Below are 24,815 nucleotides of genomic sequence, written 5' to 3'. Positions count from 1 at the left end.
TCCCGCCGAGCCAGATGGATCGCGCTAGACCCAGCCGGGCCAGATGGATCGCGCTAGACCCCGCCACCGCCGCCTCCGCCACCGCCGCCGCCCGAGAAGCCGCCACCGCCCGATCCGCCGCTCGAACTCGAGGAGGTGCTCGAGGCGAGACTCGCGTCCACCACGTTCGACAGCGACGCGATCGTGCCCACGAAGAGCCCCGCGTTGAACGCCCCCACGTTGCCGCCGTACCAGTCGGGCTGCGATCCGAGGTTCTCGTAGTACGTGCCGAGCACCTTGGCCCACTCCGTTTCGAGGTTCAGCAGCACGGCGTACGGCAGCAGCTTCTCGTAGATCTTCACCACCTGGCCCCAGTCGGGCGCGTTGACCTGCGTCTTCAGCGCTCCCTCTGGGCTCTGCAGCATGGCAAAACGGTCTTTCTCCGCCAGCCGGATGTATAGCTCCAGCCCCTTGATGTAATCGCGCAGCTCAGCGCCCTTCGCCGTGAGCGGCTTCTTGAAGCCGGCCACGAATACCGTGATCGCGGCGACAATGCAGACGCCGATCAGGATGAACGGCACCGCTCCCCCGAAATCGTCGCTCAGCGCGGCCGACGCCGTCAGAAACGCGAGCCCGCCGGCCACGAGAACACCGAGCGCGAATAGAGCACTGATGATGGTGGTTCCCCCGCGCACGAATCCGTCGGTCACCACCCGGCGCCGCATGCCCTGCATGAGCGCGTAGATGCCCTTGCCGAGCGGAGTGTCTTGCTTCTCGATCTGCTTCCAGGCGCCGAGCTGCAGCGATTCTCCGAACAGCAGCTTCACGAGTTCGAGCTCGGTGTCGTCGAGCCCGTCGAGGCTCGTGAGCCGCAGCCAATACGTCGTGCCGCCCCAGCCGGACTTCTCCTGTTGCACGATCTGGATGTTGCGCCGCACAGCCAGACTCACGAAACTCGCGGCCGGCGCACGTTTGTCGGCCTTGATGATCACCGAGGCGAGCATGAGGTTCACACCCTTCGGCACGGTGTATTCGGCGATGATCGTCGGGCGCCCCGGGGCGTCTTTCAGCACCGTGAAGCGCAGGATGATCGATCCGATCGCTACCAGCACGGCGAGTACGGTGAAAATGAGTGCGGCGATGGCCGCCGGCGAGGCGAAGAACGAGTCGTCGCGCGCGGTGAAGGTGCCGGGCTGAAACCCGATGGAGACGGTGACGTTCTGCTGGGCATCCAGCGCCTGGGGGGTGGTGGTGAAGGTGGTGTCGGTCGCGGCCGCCGTGCCTGCGCCCGTACCACCGGTCTGCGCGATCTCGCAGGTGGTCGAAGACCCCGAGTACCCCCAGTAGCACGAGGCTGAGCCGGTGAGGCTCGAAGCCAGGTCGGCCGGAATGTGCACGGTCGCCGTGGCGCTCGTGAAGGGCTGCTGCCACGCCGTTCCGTTGGTGTCCCAGTAGAACTCGTCGTCATTCGTATTGGCGAAGTACTGCGTGACGTTCGTCTGCGTGTAGGTGAGCACGTAGACCTGCGATCCGTGCACATAGTCGTCGGCTGCGACGGTGACAAAGAGCAGGTCGTCTTTGGTGTCGGTGGTGTACGAGCGGGGGTTTCCGTCGCCGTCGGTCACGCTCACGATGTGCACGTCGGTCGGATGCCCGTCGTACTTGGTCGGGATGGCGCGCTGTATGCCGTGGTTCTGATTCGAGGTGGGGAACTGGGCATCCAGTGTCTCGATGGTCGTCAGGGTGGAGTGGCCCTGCGCATCGCGACCGAGCGTGTAGTCGCCCGAGAAACTGTTGAACGTGAAGTCGTTCACGTCGGTGCCGATGGCGGCGACGCCGCCTGTGGTCGACGCGCTCGCGCCGGCGGAGGTATTTGACGAGCTCGCGCCGGCGGAGACGGTCCACGAGCTCGCGCCCGTGCCGACGGCGGCCTGCGCCTGCGGTGCGGCCTGCGCCAGCGGTGCGGCCTGCGCCTGCGGTGCTGCCTGCGACCTCGGTGCTGCCTGGGCCGCCGCAGCGCCGCCGAACAGCGCGCCCGACACGACCCCGACCGCCAGTACGGTCGCCGCGAGCCTGCTCAGAGCATTGCGCATCATTCCCGACGACCCTTCTCTGAGCGGCGCTCGATTATGCGCCGAACCCCTCGAACCTACCCGCCGAAGGCAGGCGGGGCAAAGTTGCCCGCGATCGGCAGACTCGACGAGCGGCTGACGAAGCAGTAGTAGTTGCGCAGCCCCGCCTGCCATTGTGCGTCGTTGACCGGGTAGTTCGCCTGCCACACAATGTCGGGGTACGCGCTCAGAATCGCGCTGTTGAAGTTCGCCGGCGTCTGGCAGAGCAGGTTCAGCTGCTGCTTGATCGCGTCTTGCCCGGGGTAGGCTGCCGCCGCGTCGGTGCTCAGCGAACCCGTGCTCATGACCTGCGCGTAGTGCGGCACGGCGCAGTCGACCACCGTGAACTTCTGCTGCCAGGCCGACACGAAGGGGCTGATGCACTCTCCGCCGCGCAGGTCGCTCCAGTCGTAGGTTCCGGCGAGTTGCGGGCCCGCCGTCGACGTGGGAGTCGGAGTCGGGGTGGGCGTCGGCGTCTGGGTCGGCGTGGGTGTCGCGGCCGGGGCGGCGGTCAGGATGCCCGGCAGCCGTGTTCCGAGCAGAAACAGCCCGGCCAGCACAAGTACCGCGACCGTCACGACCGCAATCGGCACGGCCGCGCGTGACCGCCGTCTCGCAGCCGGAAGATGCACCCCGGCCCGCGCCGCCGGCGATGGTGGCGCGGTGGAGGCTCTCGAAGCGGCAGTAGCTGGTGCGGAGGTAGCTGGTGCGGAGTCGATCGCGGGCGCGGCCGAGCCTTCGGGCGGCGTCGGCCGGGCATCCGGAACCGAGGCATCGGCCCGCTCGGAAGGCCGGGGCGCCGCATCGTCGGAAGGCGCCGCCGGTTCTTCGGGCTGGTCGGACTGCACCGGAGCTAGCTGAGCCCGAGGTCTGCGAGGCCGATCGCGTAGAAGTACGGGTACCCGGCCGCCTCGATGCGCTCGCGCGCCTGGGTGTTGCGGTCGACCACGACGGCCACGCCGACCACGATCGCCCCGACCTTCTCGAGGGCTTCGATGGCCTTGAGGGGGGATCCGCCGGTGGTGGACGTGTCTTCGAGCACAACGACGCGCTTGCCCTCGAGGTCGGGGCCTTCGACCTGCTTGCCGCGGCCGTGGTCTTTGGGTTCTTTGCGCACGACGAAGGCGTCGTAACTGAGCCCGCGGGCGGCACCCTGGTGCAGAATGGCCGCCGCCACCGGGTCTGCACCCATGGTGAGGCCGCCGACGGCGAACACGTCAGGAATCTCGGCGATCACGTCGAGCATGACCTGCCCGATCAGCGGAGCGACACGGTGGTCGAGGCTCACCTTGCGCAGGTCGACGTAATACGTCGCCTTCTTACCGCTCGAGAGCGTGAAGTCCCCGTGAAACACCGCCTCGTCGGCAATGTACTTGATGAGTTGCTGCCTTGCGTCGTCTGTCACGCTGCAAGTTTATGTGCGCCGCCGCCCGCCCGCTGCCAGACGGTGAGTGTCGGGCGGCCCGCATAGGCTAGCGGTATGCGTGTTGCGACCTGGAATGTGAACTCCATCAGGGCCCGGGTGGGCCGCGTCACCGACTGGCTGGTGCGCGAAGACATCGACGTGCTCGCCATGCAGGAGATCAAGTGCAAGGAGTCGCAGTTTCCGTTCGAGCCGTTCACCGAGGCCGGCTATGAGGTCGAGCTGCACGGGCTGAACCAGTGGAACGGCGTCGCCTTCGCCAGCCGGCTCCCGATGGAGGAGCTGACCGTCGGTTTTGAGGGCGTTCCCGGCTTCGGCAAGCCCGACGAGAACGGCGTGCTGCCGTCCGAGGCCCGCGCCCTCGGCGTCACGGTGAACGGCGTTCGGCTCTGGAGCTTGTATGTTCCGAACGGGCGGATGCTCGGCGATCCGCATTACGACTACAAGCTCGCCTGGCTGCAGCAGCTGGCAGACGACACCCGAAAGTGGCTCGCCGAGCATCCGGATCAGCCGCTCGCACTGATGGGCGACTGGAATGTCGCCCCGCTCGACTCAGACGTGTGGGATCTCTCGGTCTTCGAGGGTGCCACGCACGTTTCGCCGCCCGAACGCGCCGCCTTCGCCGAGTTCGAGCAGCTGGGCCTGACCGACGTAGTGCGCCCGCTCGTGCCGACCGGGTACACCTACTGGGACTACAAGCAGCTGCGTTTTCCCCGCAACGAGGGCATGCGCATCGACTTCATCATGGGTTCGGCGCCGTTCGCTTCGCTGGTGACGGATGCCCGCATCGACCGCAACGAACGCAAGGGTGACGCCCCCAGCGACCACGTGCCCGTCGTCGTCGACCTCGATCTCGACCTCGAGGGCGAAGACACCCCGATGATCTTCGGCTGACCATCCATTTGTCGCAAATGCACCTACGAAGGAGCAGTTTGGATGCTTCTTCGACAAGTGGATTTCAAGCCGGCGCCAGCAAGGCGGAGATCACGAGCAGCACGGGCAGGGCCGCGATGGTGGTCAGAAGCACGACGTCGCGCGCGACATCGATGCCCGTATTGAACCGGAACGCGTAGTTGAAGATGTTCTGCGCCGTCGGCAACGCCGCGAGCACCACCACCGCGAACAGGTGCATCGAGTCGAGATGGAATACCAGCGAGCCGAACAGATAGGCGACCACCGGCATCAGCACGCTCTTCATGGCCACCGCGACAATGATCTCGCGCCGATCGGCTCCCGCCGGAAACAGCCGCCGACCGGCCAGCGACATGCCGAACGTGATGAGCACCGTCGGCACCGCGGCCCCGCCGATCAGCACGAACGGCGCGAGCACCTGGTCGGGAATGTGGATGCCCAGCAGCGCCACCACGAGGCCGGCCAGTGAAGCGAGAATGATCGGGTTGCGGAATGGCTGACTCACGATCGTGCCGATGGAGACCTTCTCGCGCGTCGAGACGTCGAGTACGGTCAGCAGGATCGGCGCCATGATGATGAGCTGGAACATCAGCACCGGCGCCACGAACTGCGCGCTGCCGAGAACGTACACCGCCACCGGCAACCCGATGTTGTTCGCGTTGACGTACGACGCCGAAGCGGTGCCGAGGGCTGTCAGCGCCGCAGATCGGCGAAAGAACAGCCGCGAAAGCGCCAGGAACACTCCCGCGGTGATGACGACCGAGACGATCGTGACGACCAAGAACGACGAGAAGATCACGCTCAGGTCGGCGCGGGCCAGCACCGTGAACAGCAGCGCGGGGCTGGCGATGAAGTAGACGAAGCGGTTGAGCGCGACCGCGGCATCCGCCGGCAACACGTGAATGCGTTGCACCACATAACCGACGAGAATCACGACTCCGATGATGGCGAAGCCGGTCAGCACCCCGATCATGCGCCGCTCACAGTATGGCGACGCGCAAGCGCGGCCGTCACGGCGACGTGGCGGGCGTCATCGCCCCGACCAGCGCAGCTTTCAAGAAGGGCGACAGCGTTGTCGCGAAGGTGTTGGTGAGGTGGTCGGGGTCGCGGTACACGTTCGCCCCGCCGATGACGGCGGCGCAGTCGGTCGCCGTGCAGAACATGTTGCTGAAATCGAGCAGGGTGATGTTCTGCCCGGCCGCGATCGAAGCCTGAGCAGCAAGCGCTACCGGCGGGTCGGCAACGAGGCCGTCGGCCCGCGGCTCGGTGCAGTCAGCCGCGTCAGAGATGCGCAGGCATTTGTTGGGGTCGTCGGCCCAGGCCGGGTTGTCGACCATGGTGACCACGGGAGTGCCCTTCGAGGTCACCTCTTTCCAGGCGCCGCTGAACCCGACGGCGAGCGCCTGCCCGTCGGCAGAAGTGCCCGGAGCCGTGGCGTCGGCAAGCGCCGCCGTGAACACCACGTCGTAGGGTTGCACGCTGGCCAGTTCGGCCGTGAGGTTGTCGCGCCACGCGTTGCACGAGCGTGAGAACGCATCGACCCCGGGCATCGTCTCGGTGTTCCACGGGCATCCGCCCTTGATATAGGTCGTCAGCGCCCATCCGTTGTCGTTCGCGAGCTGGATGAACGGCGCCAGCAGCGCGTACGCATGACTGTCGCCGATGAGCGCCACCCGCTTCGCGCCGGCCGCAGTCGAGCCGAAGTGGCAGGCGAACAACCCGGAGTCGTTCAGCGTGACGAGGCACTCGGGGTTCGACGGCCGGTCGGCGTTGCCGAACCCGGGCGACGGGATGATCGTGTCGGCCAGCGCCGGGTTCGGACACGCCACCCCGCCGTCGATCACCACGGCTCCCGCGGCCGCCGCGCTTACTGCCTCGGAGCCGGCACCATCCGCGCCACTACCGCTCCCACCCCCGCTACCCGTGGCGGTCGCGCCTCCGACCGAGCCCACACCACTCGCGACCGTCGCTACCCCGGTCGGCCCGAGAATACCTGCTCCAGCGGAACTTGTGACCTCGGGCCACGGCCCCGTCGCCGCCCCGAAGCACGCCGGCGGGTCGGCAACCGTACTCGCGAGCTGGCTCGCCGCAGCGTCGTACTTCGGCTGCTGCACGACCCAGACGCTCGACACCAGCAGCGTCAGCACCGCCATTCCCGCCAGCATGAACGTGAAAGTCATGCGCGGGCGGGGCCGCTGCACGGTCCAGAACTTCCACTGCCGGGTGGGGTCTTCGACGAACTTCTTCGTCAGCCACGCCAGCACCACAGCAACCACGAACAAGATGACGCGGTTGAAGATCGAGAGCCCCCACCCCGGAATGAAGGGTGCGATGACGATGAGCGGCCAGTGCCAGAGATATAGCGAGTAGGAGATGTCACCGAAGAACCGCGGAACCCGCGTGCTCAGCACGCGCCCGATGTCGAACCAGCGTTCCGAGCGGTGCGACACGATGACCGCCGCCGTACCCAGCACCGGCACCAGTGCCGCGTACCCGGGAAAGGGCGTGTTGCGGTCGTAGGTGAACCCCGCGATGAGAATCGCCAGCACCCCGGCGTAACCGAGCACGTTCACGAACCAGCCGCGCGTCGGCCGCAGCCGCGGAATCAACGCGAGCAGTGCGCCCACGCCGAACTCCCAGACGCGCGTATACGTGACGAAGTAGGCAGATGCAGGGTCGTTGTTCGTGGCGATGACAGAGAGCACGAACAAGACGACGGTCGCGATGACGACCAGCGCGATCATCGCGTTCCAGCGGCCGCGATCCCCGTATTTCGTGGCCAGCCGCTTCACCCCGAAGAACGACGCCCCCAGCAGCAGAATCGGCCAGACCACGTAGAACTGCTCTTCGAGCGACAGCGACCAGTAGTGCTGCACGAGCGAGGCATCACCCGAGGCCGCCAGATAGTCGACCGAGTTCGCGGCCAGGGCCCAGTTCTCCACGTAGAACGTGCTCGCCAGAATCTCTTTGAGGTTCTCGGCGAGTGCGCTCAGCGGCATGATCGTGAGCGTGGCGACCGTGCTGAAGGCAAGCACGAGCAGCGCCGCCGGCAGCAGGCGCCGCACGCGTTTCGCCCAGAAGCTCGGCAGCTTGATGCGGTCGGTGCGCTCGAGCTCGCGCGAAAGCTGCTGGGTGATCAAGAAGCCCGAGATGACGAAGAACACATCGACGCCGATGTACCCGCCGGTGAGCCGCCCGGGCTCGAAGTGGTAGATGACCACGAGCAGCACGGCGATGGCGCGCAGGCCCTGAACATGGGGCAGAAAGTGCGCCGGAACACCGCGCTTGGCGACGTTCTCGCCGCGGGTGGTCGTCGAGTTCATAGGTGCCCATGCTACTTGGCGCCTTCTGAGCGAACCGTGCACACCCGCCCGTCTGTGCATATTCAGACCCACTCGCCGATTGTGCAAAGTGAGATTGTGGAGAGCGGATGCCCGGGGCCATACTCGTGCGTATGAAGTTCGAGACCGTGCTCAAGCAGAGCGGCAAATCGGCTACCGGAATCGTGGTGCCACAAGACGTTTATGACGCGCTCGGCACCGCGAAGCGGCACGCGGTGGCCGTCACGATCAACCGCTACACCTACCGCAGCACCGTAACGCCCTACCGCGGCGAAATCATGCTGCCGGTGAGCGCCGAGGTACGAAAAGGCGCGGGAATCGAAGGCGGCGACACCATCGAGGTCGACATCGTGCTCGACGACCAGCCCCGCGAGGTCACCGTGCCCGACGATTTCGCGGCGGCCCTCGATGCCGAACCCGCCGCTCGCACCTTCTTCGACACGCTCTCGTACTCGAACAAGCGCCGCTTCACCGTTCCGATCGACGACGCCAAGACCTCCGAGACCCGCCAGCGCCGCATCACATCCTCGGTCGCCAAACTCGCCGAGGGCAAGCTCTAGTACAGCCCCGAAGCGTCACCGCCGGCGTTGCGCAAGAGCACTCAGAACCGGCACTGAACATGCTTTTGCGCAACCCGCACGATCGCTACCGACGAGCGAGCCGCGCCAGGCCCGGCGCGGAGAGGTGCAGCACTTCGTAGCGCTCGACGTCAGATCCCATTCCGGCAACGGCCGGGCCAGCGCCGGCATGGCCAGTGGCGGGGGCGGGGGCGGGGCCCGAGCCGGCCTGATCCAGCACGGGGTCGCCCACCCAGAGACTGAACTGCACAAGCTGCCAGGTGCGGGGGTCGACCGCGACGGCCACCGAGTGCAGGCCCGGCCGTTCGATGAGGGCCGGCAGAGCATCCACTCGCGCAGCGACCAGCGGCTGCGGGTCGGCGTCGTCAGCCACGTGGATGATCGACCGCAGCGCCACGGTGGGCGCCGCCTCAAAGGCCGGGCCCCGCGCGAAGCCCGCACCCACCCAGGTCTGCACCACCGGGCGGCCGAAGTCGCGCAGGATGCCGCCGAATCCGTCGCCGCCCCAGAGAAAGGTGCCCGCGGCGAGCGGCGCGTTCCAGAGGTAGAAGGGTGCGTATTGGTTGACCGTCGAGCCGTGCACACCGGCCTCGCGGATCAGGTACGCCTTCAGCCCGAGCCCCGGGTACTGGTCGAGCGCATGCCCACGGGTCGCGACGCGGTCACGGATGATGCCCATGTCGTAGTCGGCCGGCAACGTGATCTGGTACTGCATGGCGAGCATGCCCCATCGTACCGGCCCCCTCCGCATCCGGCGAGAGAAGCTCGCGCAGACGGGGATGCCGCGGGGGCGGAGTGCCCGGCGCAGACAACGAATCCGTTACATCCCAACGGTGAGCGGCCCGTCAAGTTGCCGTGAAATGAGCGCACGCGATACTGTGCGAATGACAATCGGAGGCACTTCATGGCTCGACTCACTCCCTTCGCGATTCTTGCGGCTGCCGCGGCAGTAGCAATCGTTCTGACCGGATGCTCGGCCGAGACCGAGCCTTTGACGCCGCCGGCCTCGCAGGCAGCCGATGCCGCGGTCGAAGCGGGCTTCCAGCAGGGCCAGCTCGTGGGCGTGTGGACTGTGCAAGAGAAGTACGACTCCCCCGAGCAGCCGTTCGTCGCATTCGTGCAAGACAACACCTGGATCGCCTCCGATGGCTGCAACCGGGTCGAGGGCACGTGGACAGTCAACGCGGCCGGAGTCATGACGACGACCGCCGGCCCGTCGACGATGATGGCGTGCGAGGGCGCGCAGATTCCGTTGTCTGTCACTCTTGCCGATCATGTCGCGGTCAACGGCGATTACCTGACGATCGACAGCTCGAACGGCACCACGTCAACCACTCTGGTTCGCTCCACCGACCCGACCGTCGGCCCGCAGGGCTGGCCGATCGGCTACTGGACCGAGACCCGCACCCCCACGTCGCCCTTCCTCTCCATCTCGGCCGACCGCACGTTCAGCGGCAACGACGGCTGCAACGTCATGGGTGGCAGCTGGGCACCGGGCAGCGGAGGCAGCCAATCGGTGACCTTCTCGAAGGTCACCTCGACCATGATGTTCTGCGAGGGTGTCGACACGTGGCTGAGCCGAGCGGCGTCTGCCACCGTGCAAGGTTCGGTCATGACGGTTTCGGCCGCAGACGGAACGGTGCTCGGCCAGCTCAAGGACATGTAGCCAGCTCGAGCACGTCTAGCCCGCCCAAACACGTCTAGCCACTTCGAGCACGTCTAGCCAGCCCCAACACGTCTTGCCAGCCCGCGACATACGGAGCGCCGAACTCGTAATACGGGGGGCCACACCGCGCGGGCGTGCCTAAGCTGGAAGGTGATGACAATCACCACTCCGAAAGCAGACTCCGGCACCGCAGAACCACTCACTGCGAGCGACATCGAACGGCTGCGCCTCGACTTTCCGATTCTGAACGAAGTGGTGAACGGGCATCCGCTCGCCTACCTCGACTCGGGCGCCACCAGCCAGAAGCCGCTGCAGGTGCTCGACGTCGAGCGTGAGTACTATCTGCACGAGAATTCAGCCGTGCACCGCGGCGCCCACACTCTTGCCGCGCTGGCGACCGAGAGCTTCGAAGACGCCCGGGCCGCAGTCGCCCGCTTCGTCGGTGCGGCCGAGGACGAGATCGTCTACACCTCGAATGCCACCGAAGGCATAAACCTCGTTGCCTATGCGTTTTCGAACGCCAGCCTCGGTCGAGGGGGTGCGGATGCCCGGCAATTCAGCCTCGGGCCGGGTGACGAGATCGTCGTCACCGAGATGGAACACCACGCGAATCTGCTCCCGTGGCAAGAATTGGCGGCTCGCACCGGAGCGAGCCTGAAGTATATTCCGATTGACGAATATGGTGCCCTGCGCCTCGATGAGGCCGCTGCGATCATCGGCGAACGCACGCGGGTCGTCGCCTTCACGCACGTGTCGAACGTGCTCGGCGTGATCAACCCCGTCACCGAGCTTGTGGCGCTCGCCCACAACGTGGGCGCGCTGGTCGTGCTCGACGCCTGCCAGTCCGCACCGCATCTGCCGCTGAACGTCGTCGAGCTCGGTGTCGACTTCGCCGCGTTCTCGGGGCACAAGATGCTCGCCCCGACCGGCGTCGGCGTGCTTTACGGCCGGCGCGATCTGCTCAACGCCATGCCGCCGTTCCTCACCGGCGGATCGATGATCGTCTCGGTCACCATGGAGCAGGCCACGTACCTTCCGGCTCCGCAGCGCTTCGAGGCCGGAACCCAGCGCGTCTCCCAGGCCATCGCGCTCGGTCGGGCCGTCGCGTATCTCGAGTCGGTGGGCCTCGGCCGCATCCATGCCCGCGAAGCAGAGCTCGGCCAACGGCTTGTCACGGGCCTCAGCGCCATCGACGGTGTCAAGGTGCTCGGCCCGCAGGCTGGACACGAGCGGGTGGGGCTGGCGAGCTTCGATGTCGCGGGCATCCACTCGCACGACATCGGGCAGTTTCTGGATGACCGGGGCATCGCCGTTCGAGTTGGCCACCACTGCGCGCAGCCGTTGCACCGCCGCTTCGGAGTGGTGTCGAGCACTCGCGCCAGCACCTATCTCTACACCACCGATGACGAGGTGGATCGCTTTCTCACGGGCGTCGCCGACGCCGTCACGTTCTTCGGTGGGGCTACGAGCACGGGGGCCCGCTCATGAGCGGAGAGATGCAGGGCCTCTACCAGCAAGTCATTCTCGACCACGCCAAAGAGCGCCATGGATTCGGTCTCACCGAGACGTCAGACGCCCACTCGCATCAGGTGAACCCGACCTGCGGTGATGAGATCACGCTGCAACTGCACGTCGACGGCGACGTGATCGGGTCGCTCACGTGGGAGGGGCAGGGCTGCGCCATCTCGCAGTCGTCGGCGTCGCTGTTGTCTGACCTGGTTCCGGGCCTCACGACGGCCGAGCTGTCGGAGCGTATAGACGTGTTCCGCGTGGCGATGCGCTCGAAGGGCACCATCGAGCCCGATGAAGAACTGCTCGGCGACGCCGTTGTTCTCGGCGGCGCCTCGAAGTACATCGCGCGCGTCAAGTGCGCCATGCTGGCCTGGGTGGCGGCAGAAGACGCCCTGCTCCAGCTGCGCGCCCGCTAGCCCGCACGCTGCGCCGCCGCGCCACCGCACGCCACCGCACGCCCCCGCCAGCGCACTCTCCCGCCGCCCGGGGCTAGCCCGAGCGAAGGCGACTGTTTCGGACGAGAGCGACCGCCGCGGCGGCTCATCTCGACCGCAACTGTCTCGGTCGCTGTCGCTGCGGCTCTCGCGCGGCGCCGGTCAGCCGTCGGAATCGACGTCATCGTGCGGGTCGTCGTCGTCGGGGTCAGCCCCGTCGTGCGGGTCGTCTTCGGGGTCGGCCTCATCGTTCGGCGCGTCACGTCTCGCCGACGCGGCTCGCAGATTCGCCATCATGACGAAGACGTCTCCGATGTTGTTCAGCAGAAACACGAAATACAGCGGAACCGTCACGACCAGCAGCGCGCCCGTCGCCACGGTCAAAGCGATGGCGGTCGCACGGCTCGACGGCACCCGTGCCGGGGCGTCGAACAGCTGCACTCCCGATGACGCTGTGCGCGTGCGCCTGCTGAACAGCCCCGCCATGCGCTCACACTTTCGGTCGTTGCGCCGTCTCTTCACGGTGCACATTCACGCTAGCCGCCGATGCTGATCGTTCTCCCCTAAATGACAAACCGCTCACCGACCGCTTGATCCTGTCGCCGAGGCCCACCAGCACCACTCCGGCGATCACGATGAGTCCGCCCACCAACTCGCTCGCCACCGGCAGCTCCCCCAGCCAGACGAACGAGATGCCCACCGCGACCGGCGGCACCAGGTACAGCAACGACGTGGATGCCACGACCGGCAGCCGCGCGACCGCGTACCCCCACAGCACGAAGCCCAGCGCCGAGGGCAGCAGACCCAGGTATGCCGCTGCGAGCCAGGCCGGCGGCGGCGCTGACAGCAACTGTTCGAGGCCGAAGGGAACAAACGGAAGCGTCATCACGGTGCCGATCACCATGCCATACGTCGCCACCTCGAGCCCCGAATAGCGCTTCAGCAGCGGCCGGGTCAGCGGGTGATAGATGCCTTGCACGAGCATCGCGGCTACGACGATCCACACCGAGGCCGAGAGACTGATTCCCGCCCGCGCCAGGCACACCACGAGAACGCCGGCGATCGCCACCGCGCTGCCGACGATGCGGATCGGGCTGAGCCGCTCCCCGAAGGCGATCACGGCGATGGTCACCGACACCAGCGGCGCCGCGGCCACGATGATGCTCGAGGTTCCGGCAGGCACCGACAACTCGCCCCAATTCAGCAGCAGTTGGTACGCGGTCATTCCGAAGAATCCGCAGGCGACGATGAGACCCAGATCGCGGCGGCGGGGCAGCCGCACGTGCAGAAACGGCGCGACGACCAGCAGAGCGACGGCCGCAATCGCCAGCCGCGCGACCGACAACCCGACCACGCCGAGCTCGGGTGAAGCGACCTGGATGGCCGGAAAGGCGCTCGCCCACAACACGACGACCGAGAGTCCGGCGGCCAGTACGCGAAAAGAGGGCATGTTCCGAGTCTGTGCCGTGTCGGAAATAATATCCATTTACTTTTACTGCTCTGATACGTAAGTATTGCTAGGTGATGGATGCCCGAAAGCTGCTGATGCTCGCCGAACTCGACCGACTCGGCACCATCGCCGCGGTCGCTCGATCACTTCACCTCACCGCTCCGGGTGTTTCGATGCAGCTCGCCGCCCTCGAGCGTGAGCTCGGCGTCGTACTGACGGAGCGGCAGGGTCGGCGAGTCGCGCTGACCGCCGCCGGATCGGTGCTCGCCGAACACGCGCGACAGATCGGCGACCTGATGAGCGTGGCAGAGATGGAGGTCTCGGCCCTGCGCGAGGGTGCGACGGGACGGTACCGCGTGGCGGCGTTCCCGACCATCGCGCGGTCGCTGGTCGCGTCGGCGTGGGGCCGGTTGCTGGCGGCGGGCGGCACCTCGGGCGCGGGTTGGTCGGCCGGCGCGCCCGGCACAGCCGGTAGCCAGTCGAGCGAGAGGCAGTCGGCCGGCGCGCCGGGCGGCACCTCGGGAGGCGCCCCGAGAGCCACCCCGCACACTGCGCAACCGAAGATTGGCTCACCGGGCGGTGGGACGCTGGCCCCGGGCATCCGGCTCAGCCTGATCGAGCTCGAACCGACCGATTCCCTCCCTGCCCTCGCCGGCGGCGATGTGGATCTAGCCGTAGCTCATTCGTACTCGAATGTGCCGCGCATCGACCGGGCGGGGCTCGTCACGACACCGCTGCTGACGGAGCCCGTGTACCTGGCCGGGCGCGAGCTCGAGCTCGATACTCAGAGCACGCGCGGCGGCGCCGACTCGGGCGTCGACCTGCGAGAGTATGCGAACGCAGACTGGATCGTGCCCGGCCGCGAGTTCACCTGCCACGAAATGGTGCAGCGCGCGTGCGGCCTGGCCGGATTCGAGCCGCGCGTCGTCGCCGAGGCGACCGACTTCAGCGTGCAACTGGCCTTCGTCGCCGCCGGGGCCGGCGTTGCGCTGATTCCTCAGTTGGGTGCCGTCGATGTTCCGGGCGGCGTGCGACTGCTCGATCTCGCCGAGCCGGTGTCGCGGTACGACTATCTCGCTACGCGGGCATCCTCGGCCGCCGACGCAGGCCTCGCCAGGCTCTGCGCGGCCCTCCGTTCAGAAGCGGCCGCGTACGCTCGGTAGCTCGGCCACCCAGCCGGCCGGGCGCCGCGACGTCAGCCCGCGGCGGGGTGCAGCAGATCGGCGTGAAAGATCTCGGCTACGTTCGGGTGCGCCCGCAACCGGTAGCGCAGCACGTTGTCGCCGTAGGTCTCGAGAATGGGGCTGTCTGTCGGGTCGACCGACACACCTCGGGCGCCGGCACGCACTTCGTCGCTCACGTCGAGCACGGGCATCCGCGCGTCGAGGCCGGGGTTGAAAAAGAACGGAATCGAGATGCGGTCGGAGCCGACCTTCGGCGACTGCACGCGGTGCAGCGTGGCCTTGAGGTACCCGCCGGTGGCGAGCTCGAGCATCTCGCCGATGTTCACGACGAACGCGCCTGGCATGGGCGGCGCTTCGATCCACTCGCCCTCGTGCTCGACCTGCAGGCCGCCCTTGCCGGGCTCGACGAGCAACAGCGTGAGCACGCCGCCATCGCGATGCACGCCGACGCCCTGCTTGGGCGTGTCGACCGATTCGCCGGGGTAGCGCACGATCTTGGTGAGGGGAAACGGATGATCGGCAAAGGCCTCGTCGAACGAATCTCCAGGCGCTCCCAACGCCAGTGCCCACTCGCGCAGCAACCGCAGCGACACCGCGCTGAGTTCGGCGTTCCACTGCTCGACGACCGGCTTGAGTTCAGGCAGCGCGGCGGGCCACAGGTTCGGGCCCTCGAGGCGCCAGTACTCGGCATCGGGATCGGCCGAATCCACCCCCGCTCGGGCGGCGGGACGCTCGGGGCCGATGTCGATCTGCTCGCGCCAGTCGACTCCGCCCGCCGTCAGCTCACCGCCGACCCGCGTGTACCCGCGGAACTGCGGGCTGTTCACGTTCTCAATGGCGAGCTTGTCGGCCTCGGGCAGCTCGAAGAAGCGCCGCGACAGGTCGACGACCTGGTCGATCAACCGCTGCGGAACACCGTGCCCCACGAGGTAGAAGAACCCGACGTCGTGCGTCACGCGGCGCAGGTCGTCGCGAAAGGCCGCGGCCTCTTCGGGTGAGGCGTTCAGGCGGGAGAAGTCCAAGACAGGCAGTGAAGAAAGCACCCTTAAGTGTTTCACTCCCCCGTCGGGTGGGGCCCTTTGTTACGCTGCGAGCGTGTCCGATGCTCACCGGCGCCGCTCACCGGCGCCGCCCCGGCAGCTCGGGCCGCGCAGTTTGCGCAGAAGCACCTATAAACGCGGCAGAAGGTGCATCTGCGCAAATCCGACGCAGGAGGCGGGGCGCGGGACGCGGGGGCGCGGGCGCGGCGGAGCGCGGTACCTCGGCGGCGCTACTCGGCCTTCGAGGCGGCAGCGGCGGCCTGCAGCGCGCCGATCTGGGCGCGGGCGGCCGTCACGAGCTCGTCGTTCGTGTTCGCGTGGCCCGACAGGCCCCAGCCGCCCGCGACGGCCTCGGTCAGCAGCACCCAGGTGCGGTTCACGAGCGTCGGGTCACCGGCGGCGGCAGCCACGAGGTCGGTGAGTTGCTGCACGACGGCGAGCTGCTTCTCGCGATCGAGCGCGCCCGCGTTGGTCAGCACCTGCACGCGCACGTAGTTCGTGTCACCGTCGACGTTCGACAGATCGCCGGCCGGCAACTCGTGCACGAAGCCGGCGGTGTTCTGCCGGAACATCGGGATGTTCGGCACCTGCTCGATGGCCATCACGGTTGACGCGAGGTCGACGGCGAGCTGGTGCTTGTCGGCGAACGTCCCGGCGGTGGCGTAGACGTCGATCATGGGCATGAGGGTGGGCTCCTTCGAGAAAAGTCTGGTGGGCATCATCCGGTCGGCCGCGATTCTGACGGCCGTCATAGTGACCTGTCGATCATGCCCTATGACGCACGTCATAGTCAAGCTCGAATATGATGAGAATCATAGGTGCGCGACAGTCGCATCACGAGCGCGTGAGAAGGGAACATCCGGTGGCCGCAGACACCCGGCGTCGCATGGTCGAAGGTGCGGCGCGCCTGCTCGCCCAGCGCGGGTTGCAAGAGACGTCGTTCTCGGGCGTACTCGAGCTCACCGGAGCCCCCCGCGGATCGATCTACCACCACTTTCCCGACGGCAAAGACCAGCTCGTAGCCGAGGCCGTGGAGCTCGCCGGCGCCCACGCGGTCGCGCTGCTCTCGAGCGCACCGGGCACGTCACCCGTCGACATCACCGCGCACTTCGTGAACATGTGGCGTCACGTGCTTGTTCGTTCTCAGTACACGGCCGGATGCTCGGTGCTCGCCGTCACCGTGGCGACCGACTCCCCCGACCTGTTGTCGCATACGGCGAACGTCTTTCGCGCCTGGCGCCTTCGACTAACCGAGCTGCTGGTCTCCGGTGGACTGGAGCAGCTCGCCGCCTCCCGCTTCGCAGCGCTGCTGATCGCCTCGACCGAGGGTGCAGTGGTGCTCAGCCGCGCGGAGCAGACCCTCGAGCCCTTCGAGCTCGTCGCCGAGCAGCTTCTAGCGCAGGCGGCCGCCCTCGAGGCCTGACCCGCGTCGAGCCACTGCGCCGGTCGCGAAAACAGCGGAGATTTCGCGGGGCTGACGGTGATACGGCCTCACCCCCACGAAATCTCCTCTTTTTCGCGCAGCGGGGCGGGGGTGCGGCGACGGGCAGATGCTCAGGCGCGAATGCCGCGCAAGAGGTTGGCGAGCAGGGCGTCGGCGAAGTCGAGGCTGAGGGGCTGGTCGGGCAGCAGCAGGCGGTGGTAACAGGCGCCCCAGAGCTGGTCGACGACAACCTCGGGGTCGACGTCGGGGCGGATCTGTGCGCGGCGCTGGGCCGTCTGCAGCGTCTGAACCGCGAGCAGACGGCGCGGCCGCGTGTAGGTCTGGGCGAACGCTTCGGCGAGTACGGCATCCGACTGGGCCGCGCCCACCAGCTCGGCGATCACGGGGCCGGCCGACCCCGTCAACAGACCCACGAACGCGTGCAGCTGCGTGCGCAGGTCGCGCTCGATGCCGCCCGTGTCGGGAAACGCGAGCGTAGCCTCCACGGCGTGAAAGTACGCGTCGAAGGCGAGGGATCCCGGTGTCGGCCACCATTTGTAGAGCGTCATCTTGCTCGCGCCGGCACGAGCGGCGACCTTCTCGAACGTCACCGCGGCGAGTCCGCCTTCGAAGAGTTGCGCCGCCGCGGCGGTGAGCACGGCTTCGCGCACCTCGGCGGCGGGCCGGCGCCCGCGGCCGGGCCGGGCCCGACGGGCGCCGTCGACGGATTCTTCGCTCACCCTTGAAGTATATGGACTCCGCGTCTATATTTGTAGATGTGTACTTATCGTCCACATATTGGGAGGCTAACCATGAGCAACGAAACAGAAACTGAAAGCAGCACCACAAGCTCGGTGCCCCGCGTCGCCATCGTCACCGGCGCCTCGGGCGGCATCGGCCGCGCGACCGCCGAACGGCTCGCGCGCGACGGGATGGCCGTGGTGGTGCACTACGCCGGCAACACGTCACGCGCCGACGAGACGGTCGACACGATCATCCGGTCGGGCGGCACGGCGGTCGCGCTCGGCGGCGACGTGGCCGACGAGACGCAGATGGCGGCACTTTTCGAGAAGACGACCGAGCTCTACGGCGGCATCGACGTGGTGGTGAACACGGCCGGCATCATGATGCTCGCCCCGCTCGTCGACCTCGACCTGGCCGATTTCGACGCCATGATGCGCACCAACGTGCGCGGAACCTTCGTGGTCTCGCAGCTCGCCGCACGCCACCTGCGACCGGGCGGCGCTCTCATCAACTTCTCGACGTCGGTCGAGCGGCTGCAGCAACCGACGTACACCGCCTACGCTGCGACGAAGGGCGCGGTCGAGGGCATGACGCTGATTCTGGCGCGTGAGCTGCGGGGGCGCGACGTGACGGTGAACGTGGTCGCGCCGGGCCCGACCGCGACCCCGCTCTTTCTCGACGGAAAGCCGCAGCAGGTCATCGATCACATCGCCTCCCTCGCTCCGCTCGAGCGGCTCGGCACGCCCGACGACATCGCCGAGAGCGTCGCCTTCCTCGCCGGCCCCGCCCGCTGGGTCAACGGCCAGGTGCTCTACGTCAACGGCGGCATCGCCTGATCGGCCCCGCACTCCGGCGCTACGTCCTCCGGCGGTCCGCGCTGATAGCCCACCGTTTCGCGCGTCTATTTTGGTCGCTATCAGGCCAGTGAAGCGCCAAAAATCGACGCGCGAGATGAAAGTCGGTGGGGCGGGCCACCGACGAGCGGGCGGGCTAGCGGCGGGCGCGCGACCAGTCGAGCAGGCGGGCGAGAGGCCAGGTGGTGACGATGCGATCGGGGGGCACGCCGAGCACCGCGGCACGCTCGATGCCATAGTCGAGCAGGCCGAGCTGGCCGGGGGCGTGAGCGTCGGAGTCGATGCTGAACAGGCAGCCGGCCGCGAGCGCCACCGCGATCAGGTCGTCGGGCGGGTCGGTGCGCTCGGGCCGGGCGTTGATCTCGACGGCCACCGAGTTCTCGGCGCAGGCCGCAAAGACGCGTTTCGCGTCGAATTCCGAGGGCGGTCGCGTTCCGCGCGATCCTTCGATGAGCCGGCCGGTGGCGTGCCCGAGAATGTTCGTGTGCGGGTCGGTGATGGCCCCGAGCATCCGCTTCGTCATCGTGCCCTTATCGGCCCGCAACTTGCCGTGGATGCTCGCCACCACCACATCGAGCCGCTCGAGCAGCTCGGGGGTCTGATCGACGGTTCCGTCGTCGAGAATGTCGGCCTCGATGCCGGTGAGCACTCGCACGCCCGGAGACTGCCGATCGAGCTCGGCCACGATCTCGAGCTGCTGGGTGAGGCGCTCGGCGGTCAGCCCGTGCGCCACGGTGAGGTTCGGCGAGTGATCGGTGAGCGCGAAGTACTCGCGGCCGAGCATCTGTGCGGCATCCACCATCAGCTCGATGGAGGTGGTGCCGTCAGACCACTCGCTGTGCGTGTGCAGGTCGCCGCGAATCTGCGTCTTCAGGCCCTCGCCGGCGCTCGTGAGCGGTGACGTGGCTGCCTCGCGCAGCGCCACGAGCCGCGCCGGCACCTGCCCCTCGAGGGCCTCGCTGATGACCTGGAACGTACTCGCCCCGATGCCCTTCGTCGCTTTCAGCCGGCCATCGGATGCCCGTGCGGCGAGTTCGTCGGCAGACCACACCGCGATCGTGCCGGATGCCCGGCGAAACGCCTGCACCTTGAACCCCGGTGCGCGGTCGTACTCGAGGCGGAACGCGATCTCGTTGAGGGCATCGACGGGGTTCATGACTCCATGATGCCCCGCCGATGCCCTCGCCGCGCGCGATTGTCAGACGCACCCTCTGGCTGCTCTACTTGACACACCTGCGCACCCGAAGGAGACCCCCCATGGCTTCACTTCTGCAACCCGAATCGATGAAACCCGACGTTCGCCGCTGGACGGGCATTTCGGCCATCGCCGTCGCCTGTCTGATGACGGCCGAATTCTTGACCGCGTCGTTGGGAGTCGGGGCGGCTCCACCGCTCGACGACGAGGCAGCGCTCGGCCAGTTCATGACCGGGGCCGCCTATCCGACGTTGCTCGTGATCTTCATCGACACGTTCTTGATGGCGGCGCTCGTGGTGTTTCTCGCCAGCTTTCGGCACCTGATCGTTCGGGCACGCACCGACATGAGATGGGTGGCCGACCTGGGCTACGGCGCCGGACTGATCTTCGTGGCCGTGACGCTCGTCGGCGACGCGATGGACGGCGGAGGAGCGCTCGACACCGTGAAGCAGCAGGCCGATGGAACGGTCATCCGGGCGCTCACCGAGGGACACATTCTCATGTTCGGCTCGATCGGCTGCGTGATGACGGCGCTTGTCGTTGCCGCGGCCGGCTACGTCACGTTCGCGTCGGCGACGCTGCCGCGCTGGACAGGCTGGCTCGCTTTCGTCGTAGCGGCGCTGAACCTCGTCACGGTGCCGGCCATGTTCAACGGCACGAGCTCGACCGACCTGTTCTCGGCGGGCGGGCCCGGCGTGACGGCGCTGGCGACGTTTCCGTTTCTGGTGTGGGTGGCGATCGTGGGCATCGTGACCATTCGCGGCACGCACCATCACGCCATGCGGCGGGCGCAGGCGGCCCAGAAGGCTGCCGCCGAGGCATCCGCTGCCCCGGATGCGCCGGAGCAGGCCCCGGTCAGCCTCGCCTGACTCGAGCCGGCCGCGACCGCGGCCTCCTTCGCGCGTCGATTTCTGCCGCTAACACGCCGGCATTGCGGCGAAAATCGACGCGCGAGTGAGGGAACCGCCGCTGGGGCGGCCAGCCCGTCGGATTAGGGCGTCGCCGAGGGAGTCGGTTTGCCTGCGTCACCCGAGCCGGAGCCGCCGCTGCCGCTGCCGCCCGACCCTGCATCAGCACCACTCGTCGCCGTGGGGGCCGGGGTGGGCGTCGGTGTCGGAGTGGCCGTCGGGGTCGGCGCGGGCGCGGGCGCCGTGTTGCGCGTGTAGCTGTAGCTCGGGGCCGGGAAGCTGTCGCCGCCGTACGAGTCGGCGGCGTTCTCGTAGAACTCTTTCCACACGTACAGCCGCGAGAGGCCGCTGTACACCGTGTCGCCGTTGCCGCCGGTCACCGCCGTGTTTCGAATCGAGACGTTGCCGGTCACGTTGCCGACCCACGAAGCAGAGACCAGCTTCGACGTGCCGCCGACCAGCCAGACGTCTTTCTCGGCGTCGGTGGTTCCGGTCTTGCCGAAGTGCGGGGTGCCGTCGCCCGGGTTGCCGGGGGTCGCCGTTCCGTTCTGGATGACCGCCTGCATCGCGTACAGCGCGGCCTGGGCGATCTTCGGGTCGATGGCCTGCGTGCAGGTGCTCTGTGGCACAGCAACCGCTGCCCCGGTCGAATCGGTGATGCTCGATATGGCGACGGGCGAGCAGAACATGCCGTTGTTGGCCACACCGGCGTAGGCGGCCGCCATGGTCAGCGGGGCGACCTCGTTGCCGCCGAGCACGGTGGCATAGAGGCCGGTGTCCATGTTCGCACCGTCGGCCCGGTGCATGCCGAACGCCGAGGCGATGGAGTTGATGTCGCACAGGTCGAGTTTCGACGCCATGTTGAGGAACGCGTTGTTCACGGAGTCCTCGAACTGAGTGAGCACAGAGGCGTTGCCGCCCGACTCCCCCGCATCGTTACCGGCGGTATAGGTACCGCTGACCGTGTCACCACAACTATTCGTGATGTTGTTGGCGGTGAACTTCTGGTTGTTCGACCCGTTCACGATGTCGCCGAGCGAATGCCCGGTCTTCAGCCAGTCCATCAGCACGAACAGCTTCTCGGTCGAGCCATTCTGGAACCCGGTCGAGCCGCCGTACGCGGCATCGGTACTGTAGTTGATCGCTGTGTTCGTGGCCGGATCGGCCGACGGATCCTGACTGTAATTCTTGTTCTGCGCCATGGCCAGCACCTTGCCGGTGCCCGGTTGCACGGTGACGAACGCGCCGCCGATGTCGACTGACGACATGGATTGCGGCACGTAGTCGCTCACCGACTGATTCGCGGCGGCCTGCAATTTCGTGTCGAGGGTCGTGATGATCTTGTAGCCACCCTTGTTGAGGGCGTTGGTACGGTCATCCGCTGTGTCACCGAAAGTCTTGTCGTTCAGAATGATGTCTTTGACGTAGTCGCAGAAGAAGCCCGCGCCATTGGTCGCCGTCTGGCAGCCGGTCGAGGGCGCGGTGATGTTCGGGGTGACAGGGGTGGCGACGGCCGCGGCGTAGGTGGCCTGCGTGATGGCGTGCTCTTTGAGCATCGAGGCCAGCACGTCTTCGTCACGGCGCGCCTTGTTGGCCGGAATGTTATCGGCGATGTCGATGCGCAAGCCTTCGGGCTCGTTCACCATTGCCGCCAGGCTCGCCGCCTGGGGCAGCGTCAGATCTTTCGCGTTCACGCCGAAGTAATACTGCGAAGCCGCCTGAATGCCGTAGACGCGCCCGCCGAAGAGGGCGATGTTCATGTAGCCGAGCAGAATGTCGTCTTTGCTGTATTCCTTCTCGAGCCCGATGGCGAGTTTCATCTCTTTGAGCTTGCGGTCGGTGGTGGTCGCCGTGGCGTCGGCGTAGGCCGCGGCCTCTTGCGTCGGGTCGCTGATGGCTTCGGCGCGTTGCACCAAGATGTTCTTGACGTACTGCTGGGAGATAGTGGATGCGCCCGAGGTGATGCCGCCAGACACGGTATTCGCGACGAACGCCCGAACGGTGCTCTGAACATCCATGCCGCCGTGCACGTAGAAACGCGGGTCTTCGGTCGACACGATCGCGTCTTTGAAGTATTGCGAGATGTCGTTCCAGCCGACCTCTTGACGGTCTTGGTCGTAGAACGAGGCGAGCAGGGTCTGCGAGCCGTCGGAGTTCTGCGCGTAGATGCTCGACGTCTGGCTCAGCGTGTCGGGCTTGATGTAGCTCGGCAGGTTCTGGAACACGCTCAGCGAACTGTCGACCGCCACGCCCGTCACTGCCACGGCAGGGGTGACGACGGCCGTGACGAGCACGCCGGCGACCACGCTCACCCCGACCAGGCCGAGAATGGCCCCGAGAACACCGGTCGTCTTACGTTTGTGGGCTGGCATACACACCGATCTATAGAGCACGAACAGGCGGCGCGCAGAAGTGTGCCCCACTCCCGCGACCAGTACCCGACGCTACGTCGGCGACCTGAGCCCTGGGGTAGGGCAGCTATGAATGTACTCAGAATGTGATGTCAAACACCCCAGAGCCTCTGGATCCAGACGCACCCCTGCGTACATCGAGTGCCGACGATTTCCCTCCGTGATGCGGAGGCGCGTGAATGCACGTGCGAATGATGCGCGTGGTGCGCTCAGAGTGATGCTTGTGATGCGCGGAGGGTGTATCCTCGTTGCATGAGAACGACAGTCTCCATCGACGACGCCCTGCTCGACAGCGCCAAGAAAGGCGCTCGCGAACGCGGCGTCACGCTTGGGCAATACGTCGAGTCCGCCCTACGCAACGAGATCGCGGCGCCCCGAACCAGTGCCGCACGGTTCGACCCGCCCACATTCGCACGGGGAACCGGAATGCGAAACGACATCGACCCCAGTTCGAACCGCGACCTGTTCGACGCCCTCGACGCCAGTGCAGACATCGCATGATCGTGCTCGACGTGAACGTGCTCATTGCCGCGTTCCGTGAAGACCACGCGCATCACATTCTCGCTCGGCCATGGCTCATCAACATCTTCGCCGCCGAATCGGCTGTAGTCATTCCCGACTTCGTTTGGGTCGGATTCGTTCGAATCGTCACAAACTCGCACATCTTCGAGGTGCCCTCGACCCTCGACGAGGCTTTCGGCTTCGTCGCCGCGCTGACTGAAAGCCCCGCCTATCGATCCGTTCCCGGCATCGCAGGCGGGCTGCGGCTCTTCGAAGACGTCAGTCGAGAGGCGGGCGCAAGCGCTAACCTCGTCAGCGATGCGTACATCGCGGCCGTTGCCCGATCATTGGCCTGCCCGGTGGGGTCATTCGATCGCGATTTTCGGCGATTCACGGGGGTTGAGCTCGTGATGCCAGGATGATCGGCGTCGACCAGTGAGCGTGAGCCCGACCCGCACGACCGTCACGCGGGCCGAACTCAAGGGCTTCACGGGGCAGACGCTGCCCGATCTGGTGGGGCCCGAGGTGCGGCTGTTGTTCGTGGGCATCAACCCGGGGCTGCGTGCGGTGGCGGTGCAGGCGCACTTCGGCGGGGGCAGCAACCGGTTCTATCCGGCGCTGTACCGCGCCGGCATCACGAGGCAGCAGATCTCGGCCTCGAACGGATTCAAGCCCGAAGACCTCGCCGAGCTGAAGCAGCGCGGCATCGGCATCACGAGTCTGGTGGCCCGGGCATCCGCTCGCGCCGACGAGCTGTCGCCGGCCGAGCTTCGTGAAGGTGCTGTGCTGCTCGACGAACGGGTGCGGATGATCGGGCCCACCATCGTGGCCATGCTCGGCATCACCGCCTACCGCGCCGCCTTCGGGCGCCCGAAGGCCGTTGTGGGGCCCCAGCCTGAGACGCTCGGCGGGGCGCCGCTCTGGGTGGTGCCCAACCCGAGTGGGCTCAATGCGCACGCGCCGCTCGCCGTGCTCGCCGCCACGTACCGCGAGGTGGCGATCGCCGCCGGCATCGCCGTCTACGACCCGCCCACGGTCTGACCAGCCCGCCGCCTGGGCATCGGGGCGGATGTGACCCTTCACAGACTGCCGCGAGCGGTGCACAATCGGTGTCAGGGCGGTGGTGCCTGCCGTCTGCGACGGAGGAGA

General features: G+C 67.1%; 25 protein-coding genes. 12 read left to right on the top strand and 13 right to left on the bottom strand.

Annotated elements, in window-relative coordinates; translation table 11 throughout:
* Positions 1-53 precede the first annotated feature (53 nt).
* Genes LQ955_RS18025 through pyrE form a run of 3 tightly spaced genes read right to left on the bottom strand, consistent with a single transcriptional unit; the run spans position 54 to position 3,495 of the window.
* A complete protein-coding gene (locus LQ955_RS18025) occupies positions 54-2,075 on the bottom strand; it encodes a DUF2207 domain-containing protein (protein ID WP_231025861.1) in 2,022 nt (673 codons plus the stop codon).
* A 53-nt stretch (positions 2,076-2,128) separates the two neighbouring features.
* Entirely contained in the window at positions 2,129-2,938 is an 810-nt protein-coding gene (locus tag LQ955_RS18020) for a septum formation family protein (RefSeq protein WP_231025860.1), read from the bottom strand.
* A 5-nt stretch (positions 2,939-2,943) separates the two neighbouring features.
* Positions 2,944-3,495, bottom strand: a complete 552-nt coding sequence (gene pyrE, locus LQ955_RS18015) for an orotate phosphoribosyltransferase (protein ID WP_231025859.1) — start codon at positions 3,493-3,495, stop codon at positions 2,944-2,946.
* 75 nt (positions 3,496-3,570) lie between these two features.
* Here pyrE and LQ955_RS18010 point away from each other — a divergent pair, with 75 nt between their 5' ends.
* A complete protein-coding gene (locus LQ955_RS18010) occupies positions 3,571-4,407 on the top strand; it encodes an exodeoxyribonuclease III (RefSeq protein WP_231025858.1) in 837 nt (278 codons plus the stop codon).
* Between the two features lie 64 nt (positions 4,408-4,471).
* Here the strand turns inward: LQ955_RS18010 and LQ955_RS18005 are convergent, their stop codons facing one another.
* Together LQ955_RS18005 and LQ955_RS18000 are read right to left on the bottom strand one after the other, a co-directional pair.
* Positions 4,472-5,398, bottom strand: coding sequence for an AEC family transporter (locus LQ955_RS18005; RefSeq protein WP_231025857.1), 927 nt, complete (start codon positions 5,396-5,398; stop codon positions 4,472-4,474).
* 37 nt (positions 5,399-5,435) lie between these two features.
* Positions 5,436-7,748 carry an acyltransferase family protein gene (locus LQ955_RS18000; protein WP_231025856.1) on the bottom strand — a complete coding sequence of 771 codons (2,313 nt, stop codon included), beginning with the start codon at positions 7,746-7,748 and terminating at the stop codon, positions 5,436-5,438.
* A gap of 131 nt (positions 7,749-7,879) precedes the next feature.
* On the opposite strand from LQ955_RS18000, the gene LQ955_RS17995 reads away from it, so the two are divergent.
* Positions 7,880-8,326, top strand: coding sequence for a YdeI/OmpD-associated family protein (locus LQ955_RS17995; RefSeq protein ID WP_231025855.1), 447 nt, complete (start codon positions 7,880-7,882; stop codon positions 8,324-8,326).
* An 85-nt stretch (positions 8,327-8,411) separates the two neighbouring features.
* Here LQ955_RS17995 and LQ955_RS17990 read toward each other — a convergent pair whose 3' ends face one another.
* Positions 8,412-9,068: a DUF4865 family protein gene (locus LQ955_RS17990; RefSeq protein WP_231025854.1), complete on the bottom strand. Its 657-nt coding sequence runs from the start codon at positions 9,066-9,068 to the stop codon at positions 8,412-8,414.
* Positions 9,069-9,248: 180 nt separating this feature from the next.
* Between LQ955_RS17990 and LQ955_RS17985 the strand changes: the two genes are divergently transcribed.
* The 3 genes from LQ955_RS17985 (at position 9,249) to sufU (ending at position 11,938) form a co-directional block, all read left to right on the top strand.
* Positions 9,249-10,010 (top strand): META domain-containing protein, encoded by a 762-nt coding sequence (locus LQ955_RS17985; protein WP_231025853.1) that lies wholly within the window; start codon positions 9,249-9,251, stop codon positions 10,008-10,010.
* 150 nt (positions 10,011-10,160) lie between these two features.
* Positions 10,161-11,498, top strand: coding sequence for an aminotransferase class V-fold PLP-dependent enzyme (locus tag LQ955_RS17980; RefSeq protein WP_390623403.1), 1,338 nt, complete (start codon positions 10,161-10,163; stop codon positions 11,496-11,498).
* Entirely contained in the window at positions 11,495-11,938 is a 444-nt protein-coding gene (sufU, locus tag LQ955_RS17975; protein WP_231025851.1) for a Fe-S cluster assembly sulfur transfer protein SufU, read from the top strand. The genes LQ955_RS17980 and sufU overlap by 4 nt, the downstream gene beginning before the upstream one ends.
* 180 nt (positions 11,939-12,118) lie before the next feature.
* On the opposite strand, the gene LQ955_RS17970 is transcribed toward sufU, so the two are convergent.
* Together LQ955_RS17970 and LQ955_RS17965 are read right to left on the bottom strand one after the other, a co-directional pair.
* Positions 12,119-12,442 (bottom strand): hypothetical protein, encoded by a 324-nt coding sequence (locus LQ955_RS17970; RefSeq protein ID WP_231025850.1) that lies wholly within the window; start codon positions 12,440-12,442, stop codon positions 12,119-12,121.
* A gap of 4 nt (positions 12,443-12,446) precedes the next feature.
* Positions 12,447-13,406, bottom strand: a complete 960-nt coding sequence (locus LQ955_RS17965; RefSeq protein WP_231025849.1) for a DMT family transporter — start codon at positions 13,404-13,406, stop codon at positions 12,447-12,449.
* 74 nt (positions 13,407-13,480) lie between these two features.
* On the opposite strand from LQ955_RS17965, the gene LQ955_RS17960 reads away from it, so the two are divergent.
* Positions 13,481-14,569, top strand: coding sequence for a LysR family transcriptional regulator (locus LQ955_RS17960; protein WP_231025848.1), 1,089 nt, complete (start codon positions 13,481-13,483; stop codon positions 14,567-14,569).
* Positions 14,570-14,601: 32 nt separating this feature from the next.
* Here LQ955_RS17960 and LQ955_RS17955 read toward each other — a convergent pair whose 3' ends face one another.
* Both LQ955_RS17955 and LQ955_RS17950 read right to left on the bottom strand, forming a co-directional pair.
* Positions 14,602-15,633 (bottom strand): isopenicillin N synthase family dioxygenase, encoded by a 1,032-nt coding sequence (locus tag LQ955_RS17955; RefSeq protein WP_231025847.1) that lies wholly within the window; start codon positions 15,631-15,633, stop codon positions 14,602-14,604.
* A 227-nt stretch (positions 15,634-15,860) separates the two neighbouring features.
* Positions 15,861-16,382, bottom strand: coding sequence for a tautomerase family protein (locus tag LQ955_RS17950; protein WP_231025846.1), 522 nt, complete (start codon positions 16,380-16,382; stop codon positions 15,861-15,863).
* 110 nt (positions 16,383-16,492) lie between these two features.
* On the opposite strand from LQ955_RS17950, the gene LQ955_RS17945 reads away from it, so the two are divergent.
* Positions 16,493-17,053 carry a TetR/AcrR family transcriptional regulator gene (locus tag LQ955_RS17945; protein ID WP_231025845.1) on the top strand — a complete coding sequence of 187 codons (561 nt, stop codon included), beginning with the start codon at positions 16,493-16,495 and terminating at the stop codon, positions 17,051-17,053.
* Between the two features lie 131 nt (positions 17,054-17,184).
* On the opposite strand, the gene LQ955_RS17940 is transcribed toward LQ955_RS17945, so the two are convergent.
* Positions 17,185-17,793, bottom strand: a complete 609-nt coding sequence (locus tag LQ955_RS17940) for a TetR/AcrR family transcriptional regulator (RefSeq protein WP_231025844.1) — start codon at positions 17,791-17,793, stop codon at positions 17,185-17,187.
* 72 nt (positions 17,794-17,865) lie between these two features.
* Here LQ955_RS17940 and LQ955_RS17935 point away from each other — a divergent pair, with 72 nt between their 5' ends.
* Positions 17,866-18,633: an SDR family oxidoreductase gene (locus LQ955_RS17935; protein WP_231025843.1), complete on the top strand. Its 768-nt coding sequence runs from the start codon at positions 17,866-17,868 to the stop codon at positions 18,631-18,633.
* A 154-nt stretch (positions 18,634-18,787) separates the two neighbouring features.
* On the opposite strand, the gene LQ955_RS17930 is transcribed toward LQ955_RS17935, so the two are convergent.
* Positions 18,788-19,807: a PHP domain-containing protein gene (locus tag LQ955_RS17930; RefSeq protein ID WP_231025842.1), complete on the bottom strand. Its 1,020-nt coding sequence runs from the start codon at positions 19,805-19,807 to the stop codon at positions 18,788-18,790.
* Positions 19,808-19,908: 101 nt separating this feature from the next.
* On the opposite strand from LQ955_RS17930, the gene LQ955_RS17925 reads away from it, so the two are divergent.
* Positions 19,909-20,715, top strand: a complete 807-nt coding sequence (locus LQ955_RS17925) for a hypothetical protein (protein WP_231025841.1) — start codon at positions 19,909-19,911, stop codon at positions 20,713-20,715.
* A gap of 122 nt (positions 20,716-20,837) precedes the next feature.
* Here the strand turns inward: LQ955_RS17925 and LQ955_RS17920 are convergent, their stop codons facing one another.
* Positions 20,838-23,126 (bottom strand): transglycosylase domain-containing protein, encoded by a 2,289-nt coding sequence (locus tag LQ955_RS17920; protein WP_231025840.1) that lies wholly within the window; start codon positions 23,124-23,126, stop codon positions 20,838-20,840.
* 291 nt (positions 23,127-23,417) lie between these two features.
* On the opposite strand from LQ955_RS17920, the gene LQ955_RS17915 reads away from it, so the two are divergent.
* Genes LQ955_RS17915 through LQ955_RS17905 form a run of 3 tightly spaced genes read left to right on the top strand, consistent with a single transcriptional unit; the run spans position 23,418 to position 24,707 of the window.
* Positions 23,418-23,666 carry a hypothetical protein gene (locus LQ955_RS17915; protein WP_231025839.1) on the top strand — a complete coding sequence of 83 codons (249 nt, stop codon included), beginning with the start codon at positions 23,418-23,420 and terminating at the stop codon, positions 23,664-23,666.
* Positions 23,663-24,088, top strand: coding sequence for a TA system VapC family ribonuclease toxin (locus LQ955_RS17910; protein ID WP_231025838.1), 426 nt, complete (start codon positions 23,663-23,665; stop codon positions 24,086-24,088). Before LQ955_RS17915 ends, LQ955_RS17910 begins: the two co-directional genes overlap by 4 nt.
* Before the next feature lie 19 nt (positions 24,089-24,107).
* Positions 24,108-24,707 (top strand): mismatch-specific DNA-glycosylase, encoded by a 600-nt coding sequence (locus LQ955_RS17905; RefSeq protein WP_231025837.1) that lies wholly within the window; start codon positions 24,108-24,110, stop codon positions 24,705-24,707.
* The last annotated feature ends 108 nt before the right edge of the window (positions 24,708-24,815 follow it).

The sequence above is a fragment of the Subtercola endophyticus genome, from assembly GCF_021044565.1.
Taxonomy (GTDB): domain Bacteria; phylum Actinomycetota; class Actinomycetes; order Actinomycetales; family Microbacteriaceae; genus Subtercola; species Subtercola endophyticus.
This window is presented reverse-complemented; position numbering and strand designations above follow the sequence as displayed.

Bases quoted from the DNA above. Each gene is read 5' to 3' on its own strand.
- LQ955_RS18005 (WP_231025857.1), bottom strand. From the start codon at position 5,398: ATGATCGGGGTGCTGACCGGCTTCGCCATCATCGGAGTCGTGATTCTC.
- LQ955_RS18000 (WP_231025856.1), bottom strand. From the start codon at position 7,748: ATGAACTCGACGACCACCCGCGGCGAGAACGTCGCCAAGCGCGGTGTT.
- sufU (WP_231025851.1), top strand. From the start codon at position 11,495: ATGAGCGGAGAGATGCAGGGCCTCTACCAGCAAGTCATTCTCGACCAC.
- LQ955_RS17990 (WP_231025854.1), bottom strand. From the start codon at position 9,068: ATGCTCGCCATGCAGTACCAGATCACGTTGCCGGCCGACTACGACATG.
- LQ955_RS18010 (WP_231025858.1), top strand. From the start codon at position 3,571: ATGCGTGTTGCGACCTGGAATGTGAACTCCATCAGGGCCCGGGTGGGC.
- LQ955_RS17960 (WP_231025848.1), top strand. From the start codon at position 13,481: ATGGATGCCCGAAAGCTGCTGATGCTCGCCGAACTCGACCGACTCGGC.
- LQ955_RS17935 (WP_231025843.1), top strand. From the start codon at position 17,866: ATGAGCAACGAAACAGAAACTGAAAGCAGCACCACAAGCTCGGTGCCC.
- LQ955_RS17925 (WP_231025841.1), top strand. From the start codon at position 19,909: ATGGCTTCACTTCTGCAACCCGAATCGATGAAACCCGACGTTCGCCGC.
- LQ955_RS17915 (WP_231025839.1), top strand. From the start codon at position 23,418: ATGAGAACGACAGTCTCCATCGACGACGCCCTGCTCGACAGCGCCAAG.
- LQ955_RS17965 (WP_231025849.1), bottom strand. From the start codon at position 13,406: ATGCCCTCTTTTCGCGTACTGGCCGCCGGACTCTCGGTCGTCGTGTTG.
- LQ955_RS17920 (WP_231025840.1), bottom strand. From the start codon at position 23,126: ATGCCAGCCCACAAACGTAAGACGACCGGTGTTCTCGGGGCCATTCTC.
- LQ955_RS17950 (WP_231025846.1), bottom strand. From the start codon at position 16,382: ATGACGGCCGTCAGAATCGCGGCCGACCGGATGATGCCCACCAGACTT.
- LQ955_RS17970 (WP_231025850.1), bottom strand. From the start codon at position 12,442: ATGGCGGGGCTGTTCAGCAGGCGCACGCGCACAGCGTCATCGGGAGTG.
- LQ955_RS17985 (WP_231025853.1), top strand. From the start codon at position 9,249: ATGGCTCGACTCACTCCCTTCGCGATTCTTGCGGCTGCCGCGGCAGTA.
- LQ955_RS18025 (WP_231025861.1), bottom strand. From the start codon at position 2,075: ATGATGCGCAATGCTCTGAGCAGGCTCGCGGCGACCGTACTGGCGGTC.
- LQ955_RS17995 (WP_231025855.1), top strand. From the start codon at position 7,880: ATGAAGTTCGAGACCGTGCTCAAGCAGAGCGGCAAATCGGCTACCGGA.
- LQ955_RS17910 (WP_231025838.1), top strand. From the start codon at position 23,663: ATGATCGTGCTCGACGTGAACGTGCTCATTGCCGCGTTCCGTGAAGAC.
- LQ955_RS17930 (WP_231025842.1), bottom strand. From the start codon at position 19,807: ATGAACCCCGTCGATGCCCTCAACGAGATCGCGTTCCGCCTCGAGTAC.